Genomic DNA, 24,177 nt, shown 5'->3' with positions numbered 1-24,177 from the left:
GCCGCACGGTCGCTGCGCTCCCACCCCCGGATCAATCCCTCCACTCAGCCTGCCGACGGGCCTTGCGATCAAAAGCGGTACTCGAGCTAACGCTCATTGTGGTGAGTGGTGGGGGGATGGTTGAAGGGGGAGTGGTGAGTGATGAGTGGTTTGGTTGTTGGGTGGTTTTCACCTTCTACACTGGTAGCACGGCTTGTTCTTTCGGCCTCAGACAACCACCACCAGAGGAGTCTGTTCCATGGCAGATAGAAAATGCGATTGTCCGGGATGTCGTTGCACGATCAAGGAGGGTGAGCATTCTTATGTGGCGCACGGGAAGCATTATTGCTGTGAAGCGTGTGCGCATCATCACAAGAGTGGTGAGGAGTGTTCGGGCAAGGGGTGTCAGTGTGCGCATCCCAAGTAATCCTGGGTATTGAATGAGTGGAGCCTAGTCGGGCTCCACTTCCAGTTTCAGGCTGTTGTCGTCCAGGCGTTCGGTGTGGCGGACGTTGCCTTGCAGGCGGCGGCCTTCGACGTTGACGACGATGGTTTTGGCCTGTTCAAGGTCTTCCGGCAAGGGGGCCGGGACGCGCAGGGCGAAGCGGTAGGGGTCGTTTTCGACGGGTTCCAGGCCAACCGGGCAGTCGACGCTTTTGGTGATGCGGCCGAACAGGGTGTCCAGGCCGTAGTCCAAGTGCGCCGGGCTGTTGATGGTTGTCATGTTGTTCCCCCCGAAATAGTCCCCGCCTGCGCGCAAGCTTAGCTTGCCGGTCGCCATGTGACGTTTTCCACGCCGAATTTTTCTGCCATCGGCTTGCTGGTCTTCTGCACTTTCTCCCGGCCGAAACGCGGGATGCGGCCGACCCCTGCGTCGCAGCTTGCCCAGTGCCACGCCTCGGTGTTGTCCATTTTGTCCGAGCGGATAATGAACGACTTTGGCGCGCCGTGAAGGGTGTAATCGATGACGTACAGTTTTGCGTTGTTCATAAAGCCCATCTTCCTCCCTGTGGTAATAGAAGGATCGCTGGGCTGCGGGAAAATTCACTCGGATTGTCCGACGGTATCTATCAATGGCGAGGTTCCGGTCGGACTGGTTACCATGGCGCTTTCGCCAACCCCGATGAATGTTCGCCATGGCCCTCGCTGCGCCCCCTGATCTGAGTGATACCGATGTGCCGGTGCAACCGCTGGCGCGGACGTATCCGCGTGGGTTGTTCATCGAGCCGCATGAGCATGTCTGGGGGCAGTTGCTGTATGCGATGAGCGGGGTGATGTGGGTCGAGACCCCGCATGAGGCGCTGGTGGTGCCGCCGCAGCGGGCGGTTTGGTTGCCGCCCGGGGTGCCGCACGGGATTCGGGTGGTGTCGGATTTGCAGATGCGCAATATCTACCTGCGTCCGGCGCTGGCGGCGACGCTGGATGAGACCGTGCAGGTGATCGAAGTCGGGGGTCTGCTGCGTGAGTTGATCGTCGGGCTGGTGGCGCAGGGCGACAGCGGGGATGCCGAGTATTACGAGGCGCTGGTCGGGCTGGCGCTGCTGGAGCTGAAACGTGCAAGGCGTTCGCAGCTGAAGATCCCGTTGCCGGACGATGCCGACCGGCGGTTGATGAGTCTGTGTCAGGCAGTGATGGCCGCGCCGTCGCTGGATATTCCTTTCGAACAACACGCCGAAAACGCCGGGGCCAGCGTGCGAACGTTGGCGCGGTTGTTCAAGGAAGGGCTGGGCATGGGCTTTGCCGAGTGGCGGCGGCAGGTGCAGTTGGCGACGGCAGTGGCGGAGTTGATCCAGGGCGTGCCGGTCAGCGCGATTGCCCGTGAGCTGGGTTATTCGCCGAGCAGTTTCAGCGACATGTTCCGCCGTGAGCTGGGTGTCGCCCCTTCGCAGTTTGATGGCGGGCCGCTCGCCGGCTGATTTGGCCGAAATTCAGAAGTCCTTGGCCGATGCCGGTCACAGCCTTTCCCTAGACTCTGCCCATTCCCTTTGTGTGGCGGAGTGATCCCATGAATTACCTGATTTCACTGGGCGTCGGTCTGGGTGTCGGCCTGCTGTATGGCGCGCTGGATGTCCGTTCTCCGGCGCCGCCGACCATCGCGCTGGTGGGCCTGTTGGGCATGCTGGCGGGCGAGCAGTTGTGGCCGATGGGCCGGCAACTGGTCAGTGGCTGGCTGTCCTGAATCCTGTCTTTTTCCTTCGGTGGAGATTTCCATGAAAGCACTGCAATTCGATAAAACCGGCGACCTGTCGTCCCTGCGCTTCGTCGAGGTGCCGACGCCGGTGCCGGGCGCTGACGAGGTGCTGGTGCAGATCAAGGCCGCGGGCCTCAATCCCAGCGACGTGAAGAACGTGCTCGGGCGTTTCCCGTACACCACACTGCCGCGCATTCCCGGTCGGGACTTTGCCGGTGTGGTGGTCGAAGGGCCGCAGGCGTTGATCGGTCAGGAGGTCTGGGGCACCGGGCGTGAGCTGGGTTTTTTCGCCGATGGCTCCCATGCGCAGTTCGTCAAATTGCCGGCCAATGGCGTGGCGCACAAACCTTCGCATCTGAGTTTCACCCAGGCCGCCAGCCTCGGCGTGCCTTACACCACGGCGTGGGATGCGCTGGAGCGCAGTCTGGTGAGTGCCGAAACCCGTTTGCTGGTGATCGGCGGCGGGGCGGTGGCAACCGCCGCGCTGGCGCTGGCCAAGGTGCGTGGCGCGCAGTTGCTGGCGGCGGCGCGGCGGCCGGAGCAGGTCAAGGATTTGCAGGCGCAGGGTTATCAGACGATTCAGCTGGATAAACCCGAGGAGCTGGGTGCGCAGGTCAACGCCGTGTATCGCGGCGGTGCCGACGTGATCTTCGACACCACCGGTTTCTGGCTACCGGCCTCGGTCGCGGCATTGGCAACTTTCGGGCGGATCGCGATCATCGCTGCCCCGGTGGACGGGCATGTGCAGTTACCGGCGCTGGCGCTGTATCGCAAGGGCGGTTCGGTGGTGGGCATCAACTCGTTGCTGTATGGCGTTGAAGCCTGCGCGGCGATGCTGGACCAGTTCGGCCGGTTCTTCGACGAAGACCTGCTGCCACTGCCGCAAGGGCTGGTGGAAGCGCCGCTGGCCGAAGGGCTGGCGCGGTATGCCGATGTGAATCAGGGCAGCGGTGACAAGGTCATTCTTATCCCCTGACCGCCGCTGTTCTGCATGTCATCACAAAGCCCAGCGGGAGCGAGTTTCGCACCCACAGGGCTTTGTGGGTCTCAGGATTGCGGGACGCCGTTCTCCCACGCCGACCAGTTTTTCAGGATGTCCTGCACCAACGGATTGCCCGCGCGGTAGAGGTTTTCCAGTGCCGGCACAAATCCGCCCTGATCGGCGTACTTGAGCAGGTTGTCCACTTCGCTGCCGCCCGGCGCCGGACGGTCGAAATCGGAGCCGGCGCGCACCACGGCGAGGCGCTGCACGTCCACCAGACCCTCGCGACTTGCGCGCAGCAAGGCTTCGTAGGTGGAGTTGTCTTCCTGTTGGGTGGTGCAGTATTCGCCCTGGTTGTCGGTCAACAATTTGGTCCAGACCTCGGCGCGTTCGCTCAGGCGTGTGCCGGAGAACCAGGTGTTGCCCGCCAGCGTGTCGCAACGGGTGACCACCGGCGGTTGATTGGCCGGTGCTGCCGGGTATTTCAGGCGCCACGCGGCCGATTCCTTGCTTTCGCTCAGTTCGACCTTGTGGCTCAGGGCGAACGCCTTGGCCTGCAGTTTCGGGTTGAGTTCGAAGACTTCGGTCTTGTAGTCCAGCGGTGGTTTTTCGTTCGGGCCTTGAGTGTTGATGCCGAGGTAACCGGTCGGCCAGCTCGATGGCGCATCGCGTGAATCCAGCTCCCACTGGGTGCCGAACTCGACCAGATAATGCGCCCAGGCGGCCGTGCCGATGGTCCCGTGCTTGGGGCTGATGCCGGCAATCCCGGCAATCAGGAAGTAGCTTTTGCGCAGGTCGAATTTCGGCGACAGCGCCAGTGCCAGTGTCGAAGCCGTGGCGTTGGTCTGGCCCATGCCGGTGGTCATCAGGCAGACCTGCTGTGTGTTGCAGCGGATGGTCGGGTATTCGGCCGACAGGCCCGGCACGCGGACTTCCTGTTTGAGTTCGAGGCGATCGATCCAGTGCTGTGCCTCCGGAGCGAACATGGTGATCAGCACGACTTTCGGCTGAATCGGTGCCTCGGCCGCCCATGCGGTGGAAGAGAGCAGGGCGGCAGCGGCCAGTGATACACGCGTCATTGCTTTCATGATTGCTCCTGGATTCAGAACTGATAACCGACGCCGGCGTAGTAACCCCAGCCGTTGGAACGTGCCCGGAAATTACCGTCGCCAAAATTCAGCTCGCTGCCGTCCTCCCAGTTGCCGCCGTTGTGGAAATAACGGCCGACCAGGGTGAAGCGCAAGTGGGTGAACGAGTACAGCAACACGTTGGTTGCCACCGTGGCATTTGCGGTGCGCGCCGGGTTGTCCTTGTGGATGTCCGAGCCGAAATCAAAGTTGGTGAAGCCGATGTAGGTCAGCGAGGCACCGTTGCTGAATTTGTCGATCGGCACGATGTATTTGAGTTGCGCGCGGTAGCCGTCCCACGAATATTCGTTGCTGGCGCCGTAGTTTTCCCACTGGTAGCGCCCGTACAGGTTGGCCGACAGATTGACCCGCGAATGGGTGTCGATGTCGGTGCCGAAACCGCTGTACAGCGTGTTGGCGCGGTTCTCTTTGCGGCTGCCGTGATCGTAGATCCAGTCGAACGCCACGTACCATTCCTTGAACGGCCCGATGGCCAGGCTGCGGCCGGCGAGGTAGTCGATGGAGATGCGCGGTTCGTGCTCCATGAACACCGGCGAGCCGTGATCCCACACGCCTTTGTCGTGACTGTTGCCGATGTTGAAGATCTTCGGGATGTCGATGTAGCCATACAGCTCGAACGGGCCCTTGCGCCCGAAGTACTCGTATTCCAGGTAGATGTCGTCCGCCGGTTGCGGGCCGAAGCTGATGTCCTTGCTGCCGATCAGCATCAGGTCCTGGTTGTACCAGTCCGACAGGTACGCGCCTTTTTTCGGCGGGCTGGCTTCGGGGCTGAGGGCTTCACCCTGAGCGGATTCATCTGGCAGGGCAGGCTGCGCCAGCGTGGTCTGACTGAGAACTCCGGTAACGCCGGCCAGTAGCAGGGAAACAGCAAAAGTGCGCACACCGCGACGACGGTGGCAGGAGGAAACGTGCATTCAAAGTCCTTTTTGCGGATCACGGCCCGGAATCATGGGGCCTGTACGGTTTTGTAACGAAAAGGCGGTCAACAGTAACTCGCAAACGTTTGCACAAGCCGTACCAGTTTCTCAAGTAGCTGAAAAATCGATTGATTCGCGGGTTTACCTGGCGGCTCGGTCAACTCCCCTCAAAAGCGTCTGAAATAGCCCTCAAGTCCTTGCTCAGAACGGCCGGAAGTATCGACGCAGGGCCTTATCGCACAAAAGTATTAACACTATTTAACCGGTGCCCCATCGCAGGGCATCAACTAGCGTGTGTCTGGAATGGGACGGTTTATCTGATGACCGTCATACGCTTGATACGCGTGCTGAATCTTGCCGCAGTTGCACGCCTTCAAGGACGAAATTGGCCACGCAAGGAGTAACCCGTGGAAGCAAGGTTTGGTGTCGCCCTCGTTTCGCGTTTTTCCCCACTGTCCCTTGCTGTGCATCTGAGCGTCGCCGGACTGCTGTTCGGTGGCGTCAGCGAGCAGGCGTTCGCCACCTGCTCGGCGGCGGGCTCCACGATTACCTGTTCGGGTGTGCCGACCCTGCCGCTGTTTCTCAATGACTACAGCAGTGCCACCAGCGGCCTGACGGTCAACGTCACCAACGGCGCGCAGATGAACGCGACCCTGGGTGGCAAGGTCATCAACCTGACCGGCGCCAACATCAACCTGAACAACTCCGGCACCCTCGATCCGGCCTTGCTCGGCCTGGTGTCGATCCTAAGTGGCGGCGCGTTCATCGGCACCGGCGCAACCAGCACCGTGAGCATCGTCAACAACACCACCGGGCTCATTCGCGGCACCGGCATGTTGCTCGGCCTCAACCTGACCAGCATCGACGGGCTGGGGATTGCCGTGAACAACTCGGTGTCGGGCACCACGACCATTACCAACGACGGCACGATTACCTCCACCGGGCTGTCGGTTGGCGGCATCACCCTGGCCGATACGCCAGTGGTCGGGGTGTATGGCGGTTCGCAAGTCAACATGACCAACAGCGCCACCGGTACGATCAACGGCCGGGTTGCGTTCGAGACGTCGGTGGCGGGCAACACCTTCACCAACGCCGGTAACATCACTGGCGGTGTGTCGATGGGGGCGGGCAGCACCAACACCTTCTACGCGATCACCGGTTCCAGCGTGAACGTCGGTGACGGTGTGCAAGTCTCCGTCGGCCTCGGTGGCCTGATTGGCGTCAACCTGACCTTCGCACCCACCGGGACGATCGATGGCGGTGCGGCCGGTACCAACACGCTGATCCTTCAAAACCCGATCGGCCTCGGCGGCGGCACTACCGGGACCGGCACGGCGTCCAGCGCGGTCTACGTCAACTTTAACAACCTGACCCTCAACAGCGGCACCTGGACCTTGCAGGGGCCGTTGGTCAGCGGTGCGACCACGCTCAATGGCGGTGTCGCGCAGTTCAACGACAACGCGGCGTTCGGCAGCGGTGTGCTGACGTCCAACGGCGGGATTCTGCAGGCCAGCAATGCGGGTTTGACGCTGTCCAACCAGATCAACCTGGGCGGGACTGGCCTGACCCTGCAGGGCATCAACGGCATGACCCTCAACGGGGTGATCTCCGGCACGGGCGGTCTGACCAAGATCGGCAGCGGCCAGATCAACCTCAACGGCATCAACACCTACACCGGCAACACCGTGCTCAACGGCGGTGTGGTGCTGGTGGGCAACAACCAGGCGTTCAGTACCGGCAGCATCACCGTTGGCGGCTCTTCGAGCATCTCGGCGACGGCGCCGATTTCGCTGGCTAACGCGATCACGCTCAACAGCACCCTGACCGCGACCGGCACGGGTGCGCTGACCCTGGGCGGAGTGATCAGCGGCGCCGCCAACCTGACCAAAACCGGCAGCGGCAGCCTGACCCTCAACGGCATCAACACCTACACCGGGATCACCAGCCTCAGCGCCGGCACCTTGCGTGTCGGCAACAACAACGCCCTGGGCACCGGTGTCCTCAACACCAGCAACGGCACCAGCCTCGACAGCACCGGCAACGTGACCCTGGCCAACAACGTCGGCATCACCGGTGCGCTGAACGTGCTCGGCAGCAATGCCCTGACCCTGGCCGGCATCGTCTCCGGCACCGGCGCGATCACCAAAAGCGGCAGCGCCAGCCTGACCCTGACCGGCAACAACACCAACAGCGGCACCACCGCGCTCAACGGCGGCAGTTTGCTCGTCGGCAGCAACACCGCCCTCGGCACGGGCGCCTTGAACGCGGCGGCCGGCACCACGCTGGATGCGACCACCGCCGTGACCCTGGCCAACGCAGTGGCGCTGGCAGGCGGGCTGACCATCGGCGGCACCCAGGCGCTGGGCCTGAGCGGTGTCATCAGTGGCGCCGGCAACCTGATCAAGGGCGGCACCGCGAACCTGACCCTCAGTGGCAACAACACCTTCTCCGGCGGCACCGCGCTGAACAGCGGAACGCTGATCGTCGGCTCCAACACCGCGCTCGGCACCGGCGCACTGACCACAGCAGCGGGCACCACCCTCGACGCCAGCACCACCGTGGCGCTGAGCAACGCGGTCGCCCTCGGCGGCAACCTGAACATCGCCGGCAACGCCAACCTGACCCTCGGTGGCGTGGTCAGCGGCAGCGGCGGGCTGACCAAGAACGGCGCGGCCAACCTGATTCTCAACGGCGCCAACACCTTCAGCGGCGGCACCACGCTGAACGCCGGCACCCTGACCGTCGGCAACGCCGCCGCTCTGGGCAGCGGCGCCCTGACTGTCGCCAGCGCCGCGACGCTCGATAGCAACACCTCGGTCATCCTGAACAACAACGTCGCGCTCAATGGCAACCTGGCCATCGGCGGCAGCAACGGCATGATCCTGGGCGGCGTGCTCAGCGGTGCCAGTCAACTGATCAAGAACGGCACGGCCAACCTGACCCTCAACGGCGCCAATACCTTCACCGGCGGCACCGCGCTCAACGCCGGCAGCCTGACCGTCGGCAACGGCGCGGCACTCGGCACCGGCACGCTGACCGTGGGCGGGGCGGGCGCAACGCTCAACAGCAGCGCCAACGTGACGCTGAACAACGCGATTGCCCTCAACTCCAACCTCACCGCCGGCGGCGCCAACCCGCTGACCCTCGGCGGCGTGATCAGTGGCGGCAGCAACCTGATCAAGACCGGCTCGTCGACCCTGACCCTGACCGGCAACAACACTTACACCGGCTCTACGTCGCTGAACGCCGGGACACTGATCGTCGGCTCCAACACGGCCCTCGGCACCGGCATCCTCAATGCCGGCAACAACACCACACTGGACGCCAGCACCGCGACCAGCCTGGCCAACAACGTCAATCTCGGCGGCAACGTGACCATCGGCGGCAGCAATGCGCTGACCCTCGCGGGTGTGGTCTCCGGGGTCGGTGGCCTGACCAAAAGCGGCCCGGCCGACCTGATCCTCAACGGCGCCAACACCTACTTCGGCAACACCGCGCTGAACGTCGGCAAGCTGATTGTCGGTAGCAACACCGCGATCGGCAGCGGCGCATTGAACGCAGCGGCGGGCACCACGCTGGACACCAACACCGCCGTCACTCTGGGCAATCAGGTCAACCTCGCCGGTGCGATGAACATCGGCGGCAGCGCCGATCTGACCCTCACCGGCACCGTCGCTGGCGCCGGCAGCCTGGTGAAAAACGGTGCGGCCAATCTGAACCTCAATGGCACCAACACTTACGCCGGCGGCACCACCTTGAACGCCGGTACGGTAACCGTCGGCAACAGCTCGGCACTGGGCACCGGCGCCTTGACCGTCGGCGGTGCGGCAACCCTCGACAGCAGTTCACCGCTGGTCAGCCTCGCGAACGCGGTTGTTCTCAATGCGGCGTTGAGCGTCGGCGGTACCCAGGACCTGACTCTCGGCGGTGTGATCAGCGGCGCCGGCCAGTTGATCAAGAACGGCGCAGCCAACCTGACCGTCAATGGCACCAACACCTTCAGCGGCGGCAGCACACTCAATGCGGGTACGCTGACCCTGGGCTCGGCCGCTGCGCTGGGCAGTGGCGGCCTTACTGTCGGCGGCGCTTCGACGCTGGACACCAGCACCGGCATGAGCGTCGGCAACAACATCACCCTCAACGCCGGCCTGACCCTGGCCGGCAATAACACCCTGAACCTCAGCGGCGTGATCGATGGCGCCGGGAGTCTGACCAAGGACGGCTTCGGCGACCTGACGCTCAGCGGCAACAACACCTTCACCGGCGCGCTGAACATTGCCTCCGGCAGTGTCACCACCGTGAGCAGCGGGGCGTTGGGCAATACTTCCGGCGCCAATATCAGCGCCGGTGCCAATCTCTTTCTCAACAGCAGCAACAGCCTCAACGGGCTGAGCGGCAGCGGCAGCGTGCAGGTCGCCGGCGGCAACACCCTGTCCGTGGGCGGCGTGAACAGCACCAGCACCTTCGACGGCGACCTCGGTGGCAGCGGCACCCTGACCAAAGTCGGTACCGGGACACTGAATCTCACCGGCATCAACGGCATCACCGGCAACACCAACGTCAACGGCGGTACGCTGAACCTCACCGGTTCCCTGGCCAGTTCCCAGCTCAACGTCAACAACGGTGCGACCCTCACGGGTACCGGTTCGGCGCTGGGCTTCATCACCGTCAACAGCGGCGGTCATCTGGCGTTGTCTTCGGGTAATACCTTGTCCACCTCGTCGCTGATCCTCACCGCCAACAGTAATATTGACGCGAGCCTCGCCACGCCATCGACTTCCTCGCTGATGAACATCGGCGGCAACCTGACCCTCGACGGTAACCTCAACGTCACCGATGCCGGCGGTTTCGGCGTGGGTGTCTATCGCTTGTTCAACTACATCGGCGCACTGACCGACAACGGCCTGACCGTGGCCGGTGTGCCGGTGGGTTATGGCCTTGGCGACATCCTCGTGCAGACCCTGGGTAATCAGGTCAACCTGATCGTGTCGGCCCCGAACACCAACCTGCGTTTCTGGGACGGCAGCCAGACTATCCCGAACGGCACGGTGGATGGCGGCACGGGTACATGGACTGCCGGCGGCACCAACTGGACCAATTCCAACGGCACGCTGAACCAGACCTGGGCTGGCGACTTCGCAGTGTTCCAGGGCACGGCCGGCACGGTGTCGGTCAACGGCACGCAACTGTTCACCGGGATGCAGTTCCTCACCGATGGCTACAACGTGGTCAACGGCACGTCGGGTCTGCTGACCGCCGTCAACGGCACCGGCGGCACCACGGCGATGCGGGTCGATCCGGGCGTTACCGCCACGGTCGGCGTGAACATCAACGGCAGCGGCATCATCAACAAACTCGACGCGGGCACTCTGGTACTCAACGGCGCCAACAGCTACACCGGCGGCACGCAACTGGACGGCGGCACATTGGTCGTCGGCAGCAACACCGCGCTGGGCACCGGTGCGTTGATTGCCAATGCCGGCACGCAACTCGACAGCAACACCGCCGTGACCCTGGCCAACGCCGCCACGCTCAACGGCAACCTCACTGTGCTCGGTAGCAATGCGCTGACCCTCAACGGCGTCATTTCCGGCACCGGCGGCTTGATCAAGAACGGCTCGGCCAGCCTGACCCTCGGCGGCAACAACGCCTTCCTCGGGCCGGTGGCGCTGAACGCGGGCGGGTTGATTCTGGCGTCGAACAGCGCGCTGGGCTCGGCCACCCTGAACGCGGCGAACGGCACCACCCTGGATGCCAGCGGCGCTTTCACGGCGGGTAACGCGATCAACCTGGCGGGCAACCTCGGTATCGTCGGCAGCAACGATCTGACACTGAGCGGCGCGATCAACGGCGCCGGCAGCCTGACCAAGAACGGCGCGGCCAACCTGATCCTCAGCGGGGCCAACAACTTCCTCGGTGGCATCACCCTCAATGCCGGCACCCTGACCGCCGGCAGCAACGGCGCCCTCGGTCTGGGCAACCTGACGGTGGCCGGCGCCTCGGCGCTGGACAGCAACACCTCGGTGTCGCTGGGCAACAACGTGGTGCTCAACGCCAATCTGACCAACACCGGCAACAGCGATGTGGCGCTCAGTGGTGTGGTCAGCGGCACCGGCGGTCTGATCAAGAACGGCGCCTCCAACCTGACCCTCAACGGCATCAACACCTACAGCGGCGGCACCACACTGAACGCCGGCACCGTGACCCTCGGCACCTCGGCGGGTCTGGGTTCCGGCGCAGTGACCGTGGCGGGCGCTTCGACCCTCGACACCACGGCGCCGCTGGTGCTGGCCAACAATCTCAACGTCAATGCCAACCTGAGCGTGGCGGGCAACAACAACCTGACCCTCGGCGGCGTGATCGCCGGGGCGGGCACCCTGACCAAGAACGGTCTGGCCGACCTGACGCTGTCCGGCAACAACACCTTCAGCGGCACTTTCGACGTTCAGTCCGGCAGCCTGACCACCCTGGGCAACTCGGCACTGGGCAGCAATGCCGGGGTCAATCTCGGCGCTGCGGCGACCCTCAATCTCGGCGGCTCCGGCAGCCTCGCCAGCCTGACCGGCAGCGGCACTGCACTGATCGGCGGCGGCAACACGCTGAGCATCGGCGGCAACAACGCCAGCAGCATCTTCGACGGTGTACTTACCGGCACCGGCGAGTTGAGCAAACTCGGCACCGGCACGTTGACCCTGACCGGCCTCAACAGCCTGACCGGCAACACCACGGTCAACGCCGGCACCTTGAACGTCAGCGGCTCGCTGGACAGCGCCAGTGTGCTGGTCAACAGCGGCGGCACCCTGACTGGCGGCGGCTCGCTCGGCGGGGCCGTGACCGTGGCGGATGGCGGTCATCTGGCCGGCGCCACCGGCAGCACACTGTCGGTGAATTCGCTGGTGTTCAACGCCAACTCCAACTTCGATGTCGGCCTCGGTACACCGGTCTCCGGTGGCGGCAACCCGTTGGTCAACGTCGGCGGCAACCTGACCCTCGACGGCACCCTCAACGTCAGCGACATCGGCGGATTCGGCAGCGGCGTGTATCGCTTGATCAACTACACCGGCGGTCTGACCGACAACGGCATGCTGATCGGCACCGTGCCGGGCAGCGTCACCCCGGGCGACCTGACCCTGCAAACCGCACTGGCCAACCAGATCAACCTGCTGGTCACCGCACCGGGCGTCACCGTGCAGTTCTGGGACGGCAACCAGCTCGTCGCCAATGGTTCGGTGGATGGCGGCAGCGGCACCTGGGGCACCGGCACCACCAACTGGACCGACGTCAACGGCACCACCAATCAGGCCTGGACCAACAGCTTCGCGGTGTTCCAGGGCACGGCGGGCACCGTCACGGTGAACGGCGCGCAAACCATCACCGGCATGCAGTTCGTCACCGATGGCTACAGCCTGCAGAACGGCACGGCCGGTTCGCTGAATCTGGTCAACGGATCGCTGGGCAATGCCACCGTGCGGGTCGATCCGAACGTCACCGCCACCGTGGGCGTGGCGCTCAACGGCGCCGGCACACTGGGCAAATACGACACCGGCACCCTGGTGCTCAACGCCGCCAACGGCTACACCGGCGGCACTGCGCTCAACGGCGGCAAGATCGTGGTCGGCAACAACTCAGCCCTCGGCACCGGCGTGTTGACCGCCGCCAACGGCACGGCGCTGGACAGCAACGCAGCGGTCAGCCTGGCCAACGCCGTGGTGCTCAACGGCGGACTCACCGTCGCCGGCTCCAACGCATTGACCCTCGGCGGTGTGGTCAGCGGCAGCGGCAGTCTGATCAAGACCGGCGCATCGAGCCTGACCCTCAACGGCAGCAACACTTACAGCGGCGGTACCCAGCTGTCCGGCGGTTCGCTGATCCTGGGCAACAACAGCGCGATCAGCAGCGGCGCCCTCAGCGTGCTGGGCAATGGCACCCTCGACAGCACTTCTGCGCTGCAACTGGCCAACGCCATCAACCTGGGTGCGCAACTGACCCTGGCCGGCAACCAGAACACCACCCTGATCGGTGCGATTACCGGCAGCGGCAGCCTGGTGAAAAACGGCAGTGGCGACCTCGTCCTCAGCGGCGCCAACACCTACAGCGGCGGTACGACGCTGAACGGCGGCAGCACCCGTGGCGACACCAGCAGCCTGCAGGGTGCAATCGTCAACAACGCGACGCTGACCTTCGAGCAGAACAGTGACGGCAGCTACACCGGCAATCTGACGGGCGCCGGCACTCTGAACAAAACCGGCACCGGCGCCTTGCTGCTGACCGGCAACAACACCTTCACCGGCAACACCGCGGTGCAGGCCGGTTCGCTGAACGTCAACGGTGCGCTCAACAGTGCCAACGTCAACGTCGCCAGTGGGGCGAAAATTGGCGGCAGCGGCGTGTTCGCAGGCGCCGTGCAACTGGCCAACGGTGCGACGCTGACGGGCGGCGGCGCTGCAACGCCGTTGTCGGTCGGTTCGCTGGCGTTGTCTTCGGGCACTAACCTGGACTTCACCCTCGGCTCGGCCACCAGTTCCACAACCGTGGTCAACGTCGCCGGCAACCTGACCCTCGACGGCACGCTGAACATCAGCAATGCCGGCGGCTTTGGCACCGGGGTCTATCAACTGTTCAGCTACGGCGGCAGCCTGACCAACAACGGTCTGGTCTACGGTAGCCTGCCGGTATCGGCGGCCAACCTGACGCTGCAGACCGCGCTGGCCAATCAGGTCAACCTGCTGGTACAGAACACACCGGGTGAAGTGCAGTTCTGGAACGGTGGCAAAACCAATCCGGACGGCAGCATCGGTGGTGGCAGCGGCGTGTGGGGGCCGAATACCAACTGGACCGATCCGAGCGGTACCCAGGCGCTGGCGTCGAACGGTCAGTTCGCCGTGTTCGGCGGGCAGAGCGGGACGGTCACCGTGCAAGGCAATCAGAACTTCACCGGGTTGCAGTTCCTCTCCAGCGGTTACAGCCTGGTTCCAGGCGCTGGCGGTACGCTGACACCGGTCAACGGCCCGGGCGGCAGCCTCGCGCCAGTGCGGGTGAATGCCGGTGGCAGCGCGGAAATCTCCGTACCGCTGGTGGGCAGTGGCGGCATAGAGAAGCTGGATTCCGGCACTCTGGTCCTCAGCGGCGCCAACACCTACAGCGGCGGGACCACGGTCAGCGGCGGTACGCTGATCGGCAATACCACCAGCCTGCAAGGCAACATCCTCAACAACGCATCGCTGGTGTTCCAGCAGAACGCCAATGGTCAGTTCAACGGTGTGCTCAGTGGCACCGGCGCATTGGCCAAACGAGGTGCCGGAACCCTGCTGTTGACCGGCGATCAGCCGTTCAGCGGCACCGTTGCGGTCGACCAAGGCGTGTTGCAAGTCGGCAGCCGCGCAGCACGCGCTTCCCTCGGTGGGCAGATCACCGTGGCCAACGGCGCCGGCTTGAGCGGTAACGGCAGTGTCGGTTCGCTGATCAACCACGGTGTGGTGCAGTCCGGTGCCGAGGCTGGCACCTTGAGTGTCGCCGGCAACCTGACCAACGCCGCTGACGGTGTGCTGGCCCTGACCGTCAGTTCGCCGACCGCCACGCCGCTGGCCGTCGGTGGTACCGCCGCCCTGGGCGGTGGTCTGCAGGTCAACAGCCTGGCACCGTTCACCGGCAACACCGTGTACTCGCTGATCACCGCCGGTGGTGGGTTGACCGGCACTTTCAGCGCAGCCGATCTGCCGCAATATGCGTTCCTCGACACGGCGCTGGTGTACGACCCGAACGCGGTGAACCTGGTGGTCAGCCGCAACGGCAATTCGTTCGTCGACGTCGCCGCCACCCGCAATCAGCGCAACACCGCTTCGGCGTTGATGCGCAACGGCGCGGCGGGCAGCGCGTTGCAGGGAGAAATCATCAATCTCAGTGTGGCGGGCGCACGTAACGCCTTCGACAGTCTGTCGGGTGAAATTCATGCCAGCACCGCCAGCGCAATCCTTGAGGATTCGCGCTACGTGCGGGACGCGGTCAACGACCGTATGCGCCAGCCATCGTGCAGCGCACCGGACGATCCACGCCGCGCCCTGGCCCCGAGCGACAATCAGTTGAGCAGCAACGGCTGCCACGGCGAAATGGTCGGCTGGGCCCGCGCACTCGGCGCCTGGGGCGAGTCGGACGGCGACAGCAACAGTGCGAAACTGGATCGCAACCTGAGCGGCTTCATGCTCGGCACCGACAAGCAGCTCGATGATCAGTGGCGCGTCGGCATGGCCGCCGGCTACACCCGCAGCGATCTGGATGCCCATGATCGTCGCTCGGATGCCACGGTCGAGAGCTACCACCTGGCGGCGTACCTCAACTCGCAATTCGATGCCCTGGCGGTGCGCCTCGGCGCGGCCTACAGCTGGCACGACATCGAGACCAAGCGTGACATCAGCGTCGGCGCCTACAACGATCGGTTGAAGGCCAATTACGACGCGCGCAGCGCCCAGGTGTTCGGTGAAGTCGGTTATGCCATCGAAGCGGCCGGGATTGCCCTGGAACCGTTCGCCGGTCTGGCGTACGTAAACTACGACAGCGACAAGGCCAAGGAGAAAGGCGGAGTGGGGCGCCTGCGCGCCGAGTCCGATCAGGACATCACCTTCTCGACCCTGGGCGTGCGCGCCGGCAAGGTCATCACCCTGGCCAACGGCGGGCAATTCACTCCGCGCGCGGCCCTCGGCTGGCGGCATGCCTTCGGCGACACCAAACCCGACGCCGACCTGACCTTCATCGACGGCGGCGCCTCGTTCAACACCCAGGGCGTGCCGATTGCCAAGGACAGCGCGGTGGTCGAAGCAGGCGTGGACTTCCAGATCAGCCCGACCGGCAAACTCGGTATCGGCTATTCGGGGCAGCTGTCGAACGAGAGCAACGACCATGCGATGACCATCAGCTTCAGCCTCGGGTTCTGATTCAGGAGCGAAGCACTTCAGCCGCCCGAAAGGGCGGCTTTTTTTTGCCCGCCGACCCCTCTGCTAAAATCCCTCCCACTGCCTCCCGGAGACTGCCCCATGACCGAGCCCATCCGTCTGACCCAATACAGCCACGGCGCCGGTTGTGGCTGCAAGATTTCGCCCAAGGTGCTGGAGGTGATTCTGGCCGGCAGCGGGGCGCAGAACCTTGATCCGAAACTGTGGGTCGGCAACGCGTCGCGCGATGATGCGGCGGTGTATGAAATCGATGCCGAGCGCGGGGTGGTCTCGACCACGGACTTCTTCATGCCGATCGTCGACGATCCGTTCGACTTCGGCCGCATCGCCGCCACCAATGCGATCAGCGATATCTACGCCATGGGCGGCGATCCGTTGATGGCGATTGCGATCCTCGGCTGGCCGGTCAACGTGCTGGCGCCGGAAGTGGCGCGAGACGTGATTCGCGGCGGACGTGCGGTGTGCGATGCGGCGGGGATTGCGCTGGCCGGAGGGCATTCGATCGATGCGCCGGAGCCGATCTTCGGTCTGGCCGTCACGGGGCTGGTGGAAAAACGCTTCATGAAACGCAACGACACCGCCACCGCCGGTTGCCTGCTGTACCTGACCAAACCGTTGGGCATCGGCATCCTCACCACCGCCGAGAAGAAGGGCAAGCTGCGCCCCGACGACATCGGCGTGGCCCGGGACTGGATGTGTACGCTGAACAAGCCCGGCAGCCGCTTCGGCAAACTGGCCGGGGTCACCGCCATGACAGACGTCACCGGGTTCGGGCTGCTCGGGCATCTGGTGGAAATGGCCGACGGCAGTCACCTGACGGCACGCATTTTTTACGACCGGGTGCCGCGTCTGGCGAGCGTCGAGTATTACCTCGAACAGGGCTGCGTGCCGGGAGGCACCTTACGTAATTTCGACAGTTATTCGAGCCGCGTCGGGCGGGTGCAGGAATTGCACAAGCGAGTGCTGTGCGACCCGCAAACCAGCGGCGGGCTGCTGGTGGCCGTCACGCCCGAAGGCAATGCCGAATTCCTCGCCGTCGCTGCCGAACTGGGCCTGACACTGGAACCCATCGGCGAACTGCTGGAGCGAAAGAGTACCGCCGTCGAGGTGAATTGATGGCCGTCGACTTCACGGACTATCGCGACATCTTCCTCAACGACCGGCCGCTGATGGACGCCCGTGCGCCGGTCGAATTTCACAAGGGCGCGTTTCCCGGTGCGCTCAATCTGCCGCTGATGAACGACATCGAGCGGCAGCGAGTCGGCACTTGCTACAAGCATCATGGTCAGCAGGCGGCTATCGAACTGGGTCATCAGCTGGTGTCCGGCGCGGTGAAGGCCGAACGTCTCCAGGCCTGGGCGGCATTTGCCCGGGCGCATCCCGAGGGATTTCTGTATTGCTTTCGTGGCGGTCTGCGTTCGCAGATTGTCCAGCAGTGGCTGAAGTCGGAAGCCGGCATCGACTATCCGCGTGTCGGCGGTGGCTACAAGGCGCTGCGGGGTTTTCTGATCGACACCCTCGAATCGGCCCAGGCCGAGTGTGATTTCGTGTTGCTGGGCGGCATGACCGGCACCGGCAAGACCGAAGTGCTGGTGCAACTGCGCAACAGCGTGGATCTGGAAGGCCATGCCAATCACCGGGGCTCCAGCTTCGGCAAGCGCGCCACCGGTCAGCCGTCGAACATCGATTTCGAGAACCGGCTGGCCATCGACTTCCTGAAAAAACGTGCGGCCGGCATCGATCAGTTTGTGCTGGAGGATGAGAGCCGGGTGGTGGGCAGCTGCGCGCTGCCGCTGTCGCTCTATCAGGGCATGCAGCAGTACCCGATGGTCTGGCTGGAAGATCGTTTCGACCAGCGCGTCGAGCGGATCCTGCGCGATTACGTGGTGGATTTGTCCGCCGAGTTTCAGGCAGTGCATGGGGAGGAGGGTTGCGGGCGGTTTTCCGAGCGGTTGCTGGATAGCCTCGACAATGTGCACAAGCGACTGGGTGGCGAGCGGCATCGACGGATGCGGGTGTTGATGGAGGAAGCGCTGGCGGAGCAGGGCCGCCGCGGGACCGTGGATTTGCACCGTGCGTGGATCGAGGGTTTGCTGCGCGAGTATTACGACCCGATGTATGTGTTTCAGCGCGAGAAGAAGGGCGGGCGGATCGAGTTTGCGGGGGAGCGGCAGGCCGTTATCGAGTATTTGCGTCAGCGAATCAAACCCAAGGCCTGACGGGGCCCGAGCGGGCCCCGGGCAAACTCAGGTCGGACAGCTTTCCTGCCCGTTATCCAGCCCCTGTTTGTAGCTGTGGCTCTGCAGGCTGGCCTTGCCGTTGTGCCAGGTCAGGGTCAGCACGTACAGCGAGTCGTAATCGCTGGATTCCCAATCCTCGGTGATCTTCTGCTTCTCGCCGACAGCCTTGCCCGCGACCTTGTTGATCAGCTCCGGCAGGTAGCCATGGGACCAGGCGGTGTAGATGGTCGAGTTGTGGTACTTGTCTTCGATCAGCTCCCGGGCCAGATCGCTGGTGTCGTTGGCCGAGAATTCGATGTTCACCGGCAGGCCGAGTTTGATCGCGGCGGGGCTGATGGTCATTAGCGGGCGGATGTAGCTGTAGGAGTTGTCCAGCTCGCCTTCCTCGACATTGCGCGTCGGGTTGGCGGCGAACACATAGTCGGCCTTGCCGAATTTTTCCGGCAGCAGGGTCGACAGGTCGATCGCCCGGTTCAGGCCCTGGCAGTTGAGCTGACCGAGACCGCCGGCGGGTTTCTCCGCGTGGCGCAGGAACACCAGGGTCTGGGTGCCGTCCACCGGTTGCGCACGGCTTTCGCTGGATTCCAGCGACAGGAACAGCGCGCTGACCGCCAGCAGAGTGGGCAGGGCCACATACGCGCGATGTTTGAAGCGTTTGGCGACTTTCATCAAGTTCGTCATGGGATAAGGATTCTTCAGTCTGTTCGGTTAAGGCTGACAAACCTCTGCACCGGGGCTCGCGCGCCGGATGTTTTCCCTGTCATCAATGGCTTGCTTGGAGCCCCCTGAGGCCTGTTTGGTTCGATCCGGCTACGTGCGCCGCACTTTACCGTTCAGTCTGTGCGATTGAAGGGAAGGTTAACCACAGGATGTTGCGGATTTAAGTAAGCCGGCGGGCGAGGGCGTAAAGAACCCGAGCCAGAGCGCTGATCGTGGATTATGCTCAGGCCTTTCATTTTGTGACTGGATGCTACACATGACCGATCTGTCCGCGTTCCCGATCACCCAGAAATGGCCGGCGCAGTACCCTGACTGGATTCAGCTCTATTCCCTGCCGACCCCCAACGGCGTCAAGGTCTCGATCATGCTCGAAGAGATCGGTCTGCCGTACGAGCCGCACCGCGTGGGCTTCGACACCAATGACCAGATGTCTCCGGAATTCCTCTCGCTGAACCCGAACAACAAGATTCCGGCCATCCTCGACCCCCACGGCCCCGAGGACAAACCGCTGCCGTTGTTCGAATCCGGCGCGATCCTGATTTATCTCGCCGACAAGAGCGGCCAGTTGCTGGCCCAGGAAGGCGCGCTGCGCTACGAGACCATCCAGTGGCTGATGTTCCAGATGGGCGGTATCGGCCCGATGTTCGGCCAGCTCGGTTTCTTCAACAAATTCGCCGGCAAGGACTACGAAGACAAACGTCCCCGTGACCGCTACGTCGACGAAAGCAAACGCCTGCTCAGCGTCCTGAACACCCGCCTGGAAGGGCGCGACTGGATCATGGGCGAGCGCTACACCATCGCCGACATCGCCACGTTCCCGTGGGTGCGCAACCTGATCGGCTTCTACGAGGCGGGTGATCTGGTCGGCATCAACAACTTCCCGAACGTCACCCGGGTGCTGGAACGCTTCCTGGCGCGGCCGGCCGTTGTGCGCGGCCTGACCATTCCTTCCTGACCCTGTTGCAGCCGGGTGCGCAGATTATTGCGCGCCCGGTAACGCACTGTTGATTGATCCAGGTTTGTACCCCGTCCCCCGCAAGGCATAAGCTTCGCCCCCTACGACTTTCGTCTCATCCGCTGTTTTCAGGAAAGGCCCCATGTCCAGTCAGTTCCCCGAAGCACGTCCACGCCGTCTGCGCCGCAATGCGAGCCTGCGCAGCCTGTTCCAGGAAACCGAGTTTTCCCTCAACGATCTGGTGCTGCCGATCTTCGTCGAAGAAGAGATCGACGACTTTGTGCCGATCAAGAGCATGCCCGGCGTGATGCGTATTCCCGAGCGCAAACTGGCCGGCGAAATCGAGCGTTATGCCCGTGCCGGGATCAAGTCGGTGATGACCTTCGGAGTGTCCCATCACCTGGATGCCAACGGCAGCGACACCTGGCGTGAGAACGGGCTGGTGTCGCGCATGTCGCGGATCGCCAAGGACGCCGTGCCGGAAATGATCGTGATGTCCGACACCTGCTTCTGCGAGTACACCGACCACGGCCATTGCGGCGTGATGCACAACCATGAAGTCGACAACGACCAGACCCTGATCAACCTCGGCAAGCAAGCCGTAGCGGCAGCCCGTGCCGGTGCCGACGTGATCGCGCCGTCGGCAGCGATGGACGGCCAGGTGCGGGCGATTCGCCGGGCACTGGACGATGCCGGCTTCACGCAGATTCCGATCATGGCCTACTCGACCAAATTCGCCTCGGCGCTCTACGGCCCGTTCCGCGAGGCCGGTGGCAGCGCGCTGAAAGGCGATCGCAAAAGCTATCAGATGAACCCGATGAACCGCCGCGAAGCCCTGCGCGAATCGTTGCTCGACGAGCAGGAAGGCGCCGACGCGCTGATGGTCAAACCGGCCGGCGCGTACCTGGACATCATCCGCGACATCCGCGAAGCCTCGACCCTGCCGCTGGCGGCGTATCAGGTCAGCGGCGAGTACGCGATGATCAAGTTCGGCGCCCAGGCCGGGGCCATCGACGAAGATCGCGTGGTGCGCGAAAGCCTCGGTGCGATCAAGCGCGCGGGTGCGGATCTGATCTTCACCTACTTTGCGATGGACCTGGCCCTGGCCGGGATCTGATCCGTCAGGGGCAATTGAAAAACGGCCGGATCCCGTGGTCACGGAAGTACCGCTCGATCACCTTCGGATCCGCGCTGTTGTCGGCAATCGCCACGTAGGTATCCGGGCGCAGCAGGTAAAAGCCGTTGCGCCCCAGCCCTGCCGTTTCAAACGCCGGACGCCAGTCGAACACGTGCAGCGGCAGGTGATGTTCATTGCACCAGGCGATCATCTCGTCGCTGGTGTCGCCGTACACATGCACCTGCCAGCACGGATGGCGCAACGGTTCGTAATTGTCCCCCTCGCCATCATGGGCCCACGGCAAGCGGTCGCCGCCGTGCACGTGCCCGGCCACGCCTTCACTCAACGTCATGCCCCGATAGTTGACGGTGATTTGCGACACCGTGCGAAACAGGAATTCGCGGCTGGTCTCGAATGAGGCCATTTTCGGAATCAGGAACGGCGCCAGCCGCGTGCGCAACAGATCGGCCATGCGGCCTTCAGCGGTGACGAAGCTGAAGACTTTGTCGGTGGTCGACACCAGTCGTCGGGCGAAAGCGATGCGTTCGGTTTCATAGCTGTCGAGCAGTCTGGGCGTGGCAGCGCCGCCGAGCACCGCCGCGAGTTTCCACGCCAGATTGATCGCATCGCCGATGCCGGTGTTCATGCCCTGACCGCCGGCCGGGCTGTGCACGTGCGCCGCATCGCCGAGCAGAAACGCCCGGCCCTTGCGAAAGTGATCCGCCACCCGGTGATGCACGCGGTAGGTGGAGAACCAGTTGACGTCCTCGATGTGCACGTTCAAATGTTCGATGGCGTGATTGCTGACGTCGGAAAACTCGAGGGTTTCGGCGCGATCCGCACGTTCGTCACGCACGGTGCCGATCAACCGCGCACGGCCTTCGCCGGCCAGCGGGAACACCGCCAGAAAGTCCGCCTCATCCAGATCCAGATGCAATTCGCCGTTGAGCGCCGGGCCGCTGGCCTGCACATCCGCGACGTAGAAAATCTGCTGATAAGTGCCACCGGGAAAACCGGTGTCGAGGGTTTTGCGCACGACCGAACGGGCGCCGTCACACCCGGCCAGATAGCAGGCCTGACAGATTTCCTGCTCGCCATCCGGCAGGCGCAAATGCGCGGTGAGGCCGTCGCCGTTTTCCGTGAAACTCTCCAGCGTGATGTTGCGCTCGACGGTCACGTCGTAGTCTTCGAGGCGGTCGATCAACAGCCGCTCGTGTTCGTCCTGCGGGTACATTTCCAGAAAGGCATAGGGCGTCAGGCCTTCGCCGATCCGGTTCAGCGGCAGCTGCGCCACGGGTTTGCCCTTGACCCAGAAATTCGCCGCCGCCACCCGGTGACCGTTGCGCACCACCGCGTCGGCCAGATCCAGTTGCCGGTACAGCTCAAGGGTGCGCGCCTGTACCGCCAGCGCCCGCGACGTGGTGCCCGGCGCGGAAGCCTTGTCGATGATGCGCACGCGCACGCCCAGTTTGCTCAGCCACAGGGCCAGCACCAGTCCGGTGGGGCCTGCGCCGATGATCAGAACATCACTGCGGTTCACGGTCTGTCCTCCTCGCGTGTCCTGACCTGTGGCTTGCCACTGAGTGTGCAGCAGCAAGTATGGATCAGACGGCGAGGGCGGCCAGTCGGCCTGCCAAACGGGACGATGGAACAGTGCCGCCGGCCCGCAGTCCTATCCTGCGCCCTGCGATTGAGCGTAGGGTTAACCCGGCTCAACGGACTGGATGAAGCGTTATGCACACCCCTCGATTATTCGTCAGCCTCGCCGCGCTGCTGGTACTGGCCGGTTGCGCCGGTCAACGCAGCGAAGAACCGGCGCCGCGCCCGCCCGCCGAGGTCAAGGCGCAGATCGTGCGCCTGCTGCCGGCAAAAGCCGTCGACCGCCAGGGCTGGGCCACTGACATCTACGCCGCGTTCGCCGCCCAGGGCATCAGCCCGACCACGCAGAATCTGTGTTCGGTGCTGGCCGTCGCCGAGCAGGAATCCACTTTTCAGGTCGATCCGCCGGTGCCCGGCCTGGGCAAGATCGCCCGTGACGAAATCGACCGCCGCGCCGCTAAGGTGCATATCCCGAGCCTGTTGGTCAGCGGCGCCTTGCAGGTGCGCTCGCCGAACGGCAAGACCTACAGCGAACGCCTGAGCGCCGCCCGCAGCGAAAAGGAATTGAGCGCGATTTTCGACGACTTCATCGGCTCGGTGCCGATGGGCCGCACGCTGTTCAGCGGTTTCAACCCGGTGCACACCGGCGGGCCGATGCAGGTCAGCATCGAGTTCGCCGAAAAGCATGCCAAAGACTATCCGTACCCGGTGGACGGGACGATTCGCCGCGAGGTGTTCAGCCGCCGAGGCGGCATGTATTTCGGCATCGCTCATTTGCTGGGTTATCCGGTGAGTTATCGCGAACCGTTGTACCGCTTCGCCGATTTCAACGCCGGCTGGTACGCCAGTCGCAATGCGGCGTTTCAGAACGCGGTCAGCCGGGCGTCGGGGATTCCGCTGGCGCTGGATGGCGACCTGATCCGCCCGGGCGCGATCATGCCGGGCAGTACCGAACTGGCGGTGCGCGCCCTCGGTAAATCACTGGGCATGCGCAATCCGGTGATCCGCGATCAACTGGAGAAGGGCGATAGCCTGGCTTTCGAGGAGACCAAACTGTATCAACGGGTTTTCGAGCTGGCGGAGCGTGCGGAAGGCAAGTCACTGCCCCGTGCGGTGTTGCCGGGGATCGTGCTGCAGAGCCCGAAGATCACCCGCAAACTGACCACGGCGTGGTTTGCCAAACGGGTCGACGAGCGCTACCGGCGCTGCATGGCCAAGGGCTGAGGACGATCAAAAGGGAATAAAAAAACCCGGCTGACGGGAGCCGGGTTTTTTCTGGGTCGTTGCGGTCAAGCCATTCATTCAGGCAACGCGGCGTTCGATCAGACGATCCGAACCACCTTCGGCAACGCGGCGTTCGATCAGACGATCCGAACCACCTTC

Annotated in this window: 16 protein-coding genes; 10 read left to right on the top strand and 6 right to left on the bottom strand. The window is 63.8% G+C overall.

Features of this window, described 5'->3' with window-relative positions; translation table 11 throughout:
* The first annotated feature begins 238 nt into the window (after positions 1-238).
* The gene (locus tag PMI24_RS29050) at positions 239-406 is read left to right on the top strand and encodes a metallothionein (protein ID WP_074689145.1); all 168 of its coding nucleotides are present in this window, start codon (positions 239-241) and stop codon (positions 404-406) included.
* A 24-nt stretch (positions 407-430) separates the two neighbouring features.
* Here the strand turns inward: PMI24_RS29050 and PMI24_RS25050 are convergent, their stop codons facing one another.
* A complete protein-coding gene (locus PMI24_RS25050) occupies positions 431-703 on the bottom strand; it encodes a hypothetical protein (protein ID WP_045121887.1) in 273 nt (90 codons plus the stop codon).
* 38 nt (positions 704-741) lie between these two features.
* The gene (locus PMI24_RS25045; RefSeq protein ID WP_011335095.1) at positions 742-969 is read right to left on the bottom strand and encodes a DUF6555 family protein; all 228 of its coding nucleotides are present in this window, start codon (positions 967-969) and stop codon (positions 742-744) included.
* Between the two features lie 137 nt (positions 970-1,106).
* On the opposite strand from PMI24_RS25045, the gene PMI24_RS25040 reads away from it, so the two are divergent.
* The 3 genes from PMI24_RS25040 (at position 1,107) to PMI24_RS25035 (ending at position 3,146) form a co-directional block, all read left to right on the top strand.
* Positions 1,107-1,895 (top strand): AraC family transcriptional regulator, encoded by a 789-nt coding sequence (locus tag PMI24_RS25040; protein ID WP_007958997.1) that lies wholly within the window; start codon positions 1,107-1,109, stop codon positions 1,893-1,895.
* Positions 1,896-1,984: 89 nt separating this feature from the next.
* The gene (locus PMI24_RS29045; protein WP_007958996.1) at positions 1,985-2,158 is read left to right on the top strand and encodes a DUF1427 family protein; all 174 of its coding nucleotides are present in this window, start codon (positions 1,985-1,987) and stop codon (positions 2,156-2,158) included.
* 31 nt (positions 2,159-2,189) lie between these two features.
* Positions 2,190-3,146, top strand: coding sequence for a quinone oxidoreductase family protein (locus PMI24_RS25035; protein ID WP_007958995.1), 957 nt, complete (start codon positions 2,190-2,192; stop codon positions 3,144-3,146).
* Between the two features lie 71 nt (positions 3,147-3,217).
* Here the strand turns inward: PMI24_RS25035 and PMI24_RS25030 are convergent, their stop codons facing one another.
* Together PMI24_RS25030 and PMI24_RS25025 are read right to left on the bottom strand one after the other, a co-directional pair.
* Positions 3,218-4,240 (bottom strand): purine-nucleoside phosphorylase, encoded by a 1,023-nt coding sequence (locus tag PMI24_RS25030; protein WP_007958994.1) that lies wholly within the window; start codon positions 4,238-4,240, stop codon positions 3,218-3,220.
* A gap of 14 nt (positions 4,241-4,254) precedes the next feature.
* Positions 4,255-5,214, bottom strand: a complete 960-nt coding sequence (locus PMI24_RS25025; protein WP_007958992.1) for a nucleoside-specific channel-forming protein Tsx — start codon at positions 5,212-5,214, stop codon at positions 4,255-4,257.
* Positions 5,215-5,624: 410 nt separating this feature from the next.
* On the opposite strand from PMI24_RS25025, the gene PMI24_RS25020 reads away from it, so the two are divergent.
* The 3 genes from PMI24_RS25020 to mnmH all read left to right on the top strand — a co-directional run bounded on the left by PMI24_RS25020 (position 5,625) and on the right by mnmH (position 18,382).
* Positions 5,625-16,145 carry an autotransporter-associated beta strand repeat-containing protein gene (locus PMI24_RS25020; RefSeq protein ID WP_007958991.1) on the top strand — a complete coding sequence of 3,507 codons (10,521 nt, stop codon included), beginning with the start codon at positions 5,625-5,627 and terminating at the stop codon, positions 16,143-16,145.
* Between the two features lie 99 nt (positions 16,146-16,244).
* A complete protein-coding gene (selD, locus tag PMI24_RS25015) occupies positions 16,245-17,279 on the top strand; it encodes a selenide, water dikinase SelD (RefSeq protein ID WP_007958990.1) in 1,035 nt (344 codons plus the stop codon).
* A complete protein-coding gene (gene mnmH / locus PMI24_RS25010) occupies positions 17,279-18,382 on the top strand; it encodes a tRNA 2-selenouridine(34) synthase MnmH (RefSeq protein ID WP_007958988.1) in 1,104 nt (367 codons plus the stop codon). The genes selD and mnmH overlap by 1 nt, the downstream gene beginning before the upstream one ends.
* Positions 18,383-18,409: 27 nt before the next feature.
* Here mnmH and PMI24_RS25005 read toward each other — a convergent pair whose 3' ends face one another.
* Positions 18,410-19,084, bottom strand: coding sequence for a hypothetical protein (locus PMI24_RS25005; RefSeq protein WP_007958986.1), 675 nt, complete (start codon positions 19,082-19,084; stop codon positions 18,410-18,412).
* A gap of 295 nt (positions 19,085-19,379) precedes the next feature.
* On the opposite strand from PMI24_RS25005, the gene PMI24_RS25000 reads away from it, so the two are divergent.
* Positions 19,380-20,078 carry a glutathione S-transferase family protein gene (locus PMI24_RS25000; RefSeq protein ID WP_007958984.1) on the top strand — a complete coding sequence of 233 codons (699 nt, stop codon included), beginning with the start codon at positions 19,380-19,382 and terminating at the stop codon, positions 20,076-20,078.
* A gap of 142 nt (positions 20,079-20,220) precedes the next feature.
* A complete protein-coding gene (hemB, locus tag PMI24_RS24995; protein ID WP_007958982.1) occupies positions 20,221-21,195 on the top strand; it encodes a porphobilinogen synthase in 975 nt (324 codons plus the stop codon).
* A 4-nt stretch (positions 21,196-21,199) separates the two neighbouring features.
* Here hemB and PMI24_RS24990 read toward each other — a convergent pair whose 3' ends face one another.
* Positions 21,200-22,735, bottom strand: coding sequence for an FAD-dependent oxidoreductase (locus PMI24_RS24990; RefSeq protein WP_007958979.1), 1,536 nt, complete (start codon positions 22,733-22,735; stop codon positions 21,200-21,202).
* Between the two features lie 194 nt (positions 22,736-22,929).
* On the opposite strand from PMI24_RS24990, the gene PMI24_RS24985 reads away from it, so the two are divergent.
* Positions 22,930-24,018 carry a DUF1615 domain-containing protein gene (locus PMI24_RS24985; protein ID WP_007958977.1) on the top strand — a complete coding sequence of 363 codons (1,089 nt, stop codon included), beginning with the start codon at positions 22,930-22,932 and terminating at the stop codon, positions 24,016-24,018.
* The last annotated feature ends 159 nt before the right edge of the window (positions 24,019-24,177 follow it).

Source organism: Pseudomonas sp. GM25, from assembly GCF_000282255.1.
GTDB lineage: Bacteria > Pseudomonadota > Gammaproteobacteria > Pseudomonadales > Pseudomonadaceae > Aquipseudomonas > Aquipseudomonas aphyarum.
Note: the sequence above shows the minus strand (reverse complement) of the source record. Positions and strands in the feature narration are given on the sequence as shown.

Excerpts from the sequence above, each read along its gene's own strand:
- PMI24_RS29050 (WP_074689145.1), top strand. The coding sequence starts at position 239 with ATGGCAGATAGAAAATGCGATTGTCCGGGATGTCGTTGCACGATCAAG.
- PMI24_RS25050 (WP_045121887.1), bottom strand. The coding sequence starts at position 703 with ATGACAACCATCAACAGCCCGGCGCACTTGGACTACGGCCTGGACACC.
- PMI24_RS25040 (WP_007958997.1), top strand. The coding sequence starts at position 1,107 with ATGTTCGCCATGGCCCTCGCTGCGCCCCCTGATCTGAGTGATACCGAT.
- PMI24_RS25005 (WP_007958986.1), bottom strand. The coding sequence starts at position 19,084 with ATGACGAACTTGATGAAAGTCGCCAAACGCTTCAAACATCGCGCGTAT.
- PMI24_RS29045 (WP_007958996.1), top strand. The coding sequence starts at position 1,985 with ATGAATTACCTGATTTCACTGGGCGTCGGTCTGGGTGTCGGCCTGCTG.
- PMI24_RS25025 (WP_007958992.1), bottom strand. The coding sequence starts at position 5,214 with ATGCACGTTTCCTCCTGCCACCGTCGTCGCGGTGTGCGCACTTTTGCT.
- hemB (WP_007958982.1), top strand. The coding sequence starts at position 20,221 with ATGTCCAGTCAGTTCCCCGAAGCACGTCCACGCCGTCTGCGCCGCAAT.
- PMI24_RS24985 (WP_007958977.1), top strand. The coding sequence starts at position 22,930 with ATGCACACCCCTCGATTATTCGTCAGCCTCGCCGCGCTGCTGGTACTG.
- PMI24_RS25035 (WP_007958995.1), top strand. The coding sequence starts at position 2,190 with ATGAAAGCACTGCAATTCGATAAAACCGGCGACCTGTCGTCCCTGCGC.
- PMI24_RS25000 (WP_007958984.1), top strand. The coding sequence starts at position 19,380 with ATGACCGATCTGTCCGCGTTCCCGATCACCCAGAAATGGCCGGCGCAG.
- mnmH (WP_007958988.1), top strand. The coding sequence starts at position 17,279 with ATGGCCGTCGACTTCACGGACTATCGCGACATCTTCCTCAACGACCGG.
- PMI24_RS25030 (WP_007958994.1), bottom strand. The coding sequence starts at position 4,240 with ATGAAAGCAATGACGCGTGTATCACTGGCCGCTGCCGCCCTGCTCTCT.
- PMI24_RS25045 (WP_011335095.1), bottom strand. The coding sequence starts at position 969 with ATGAACAACGCAAAACTGTACGTCATCGATTACACCCTTCACGGCGCG.
- selD (WP_007958990.1), top strand. The coding sequence starts at position 16,245 with ATGACCGAGCCCATCCGTCTGACCCAATACAGCCACGGCGCCGGTTGT.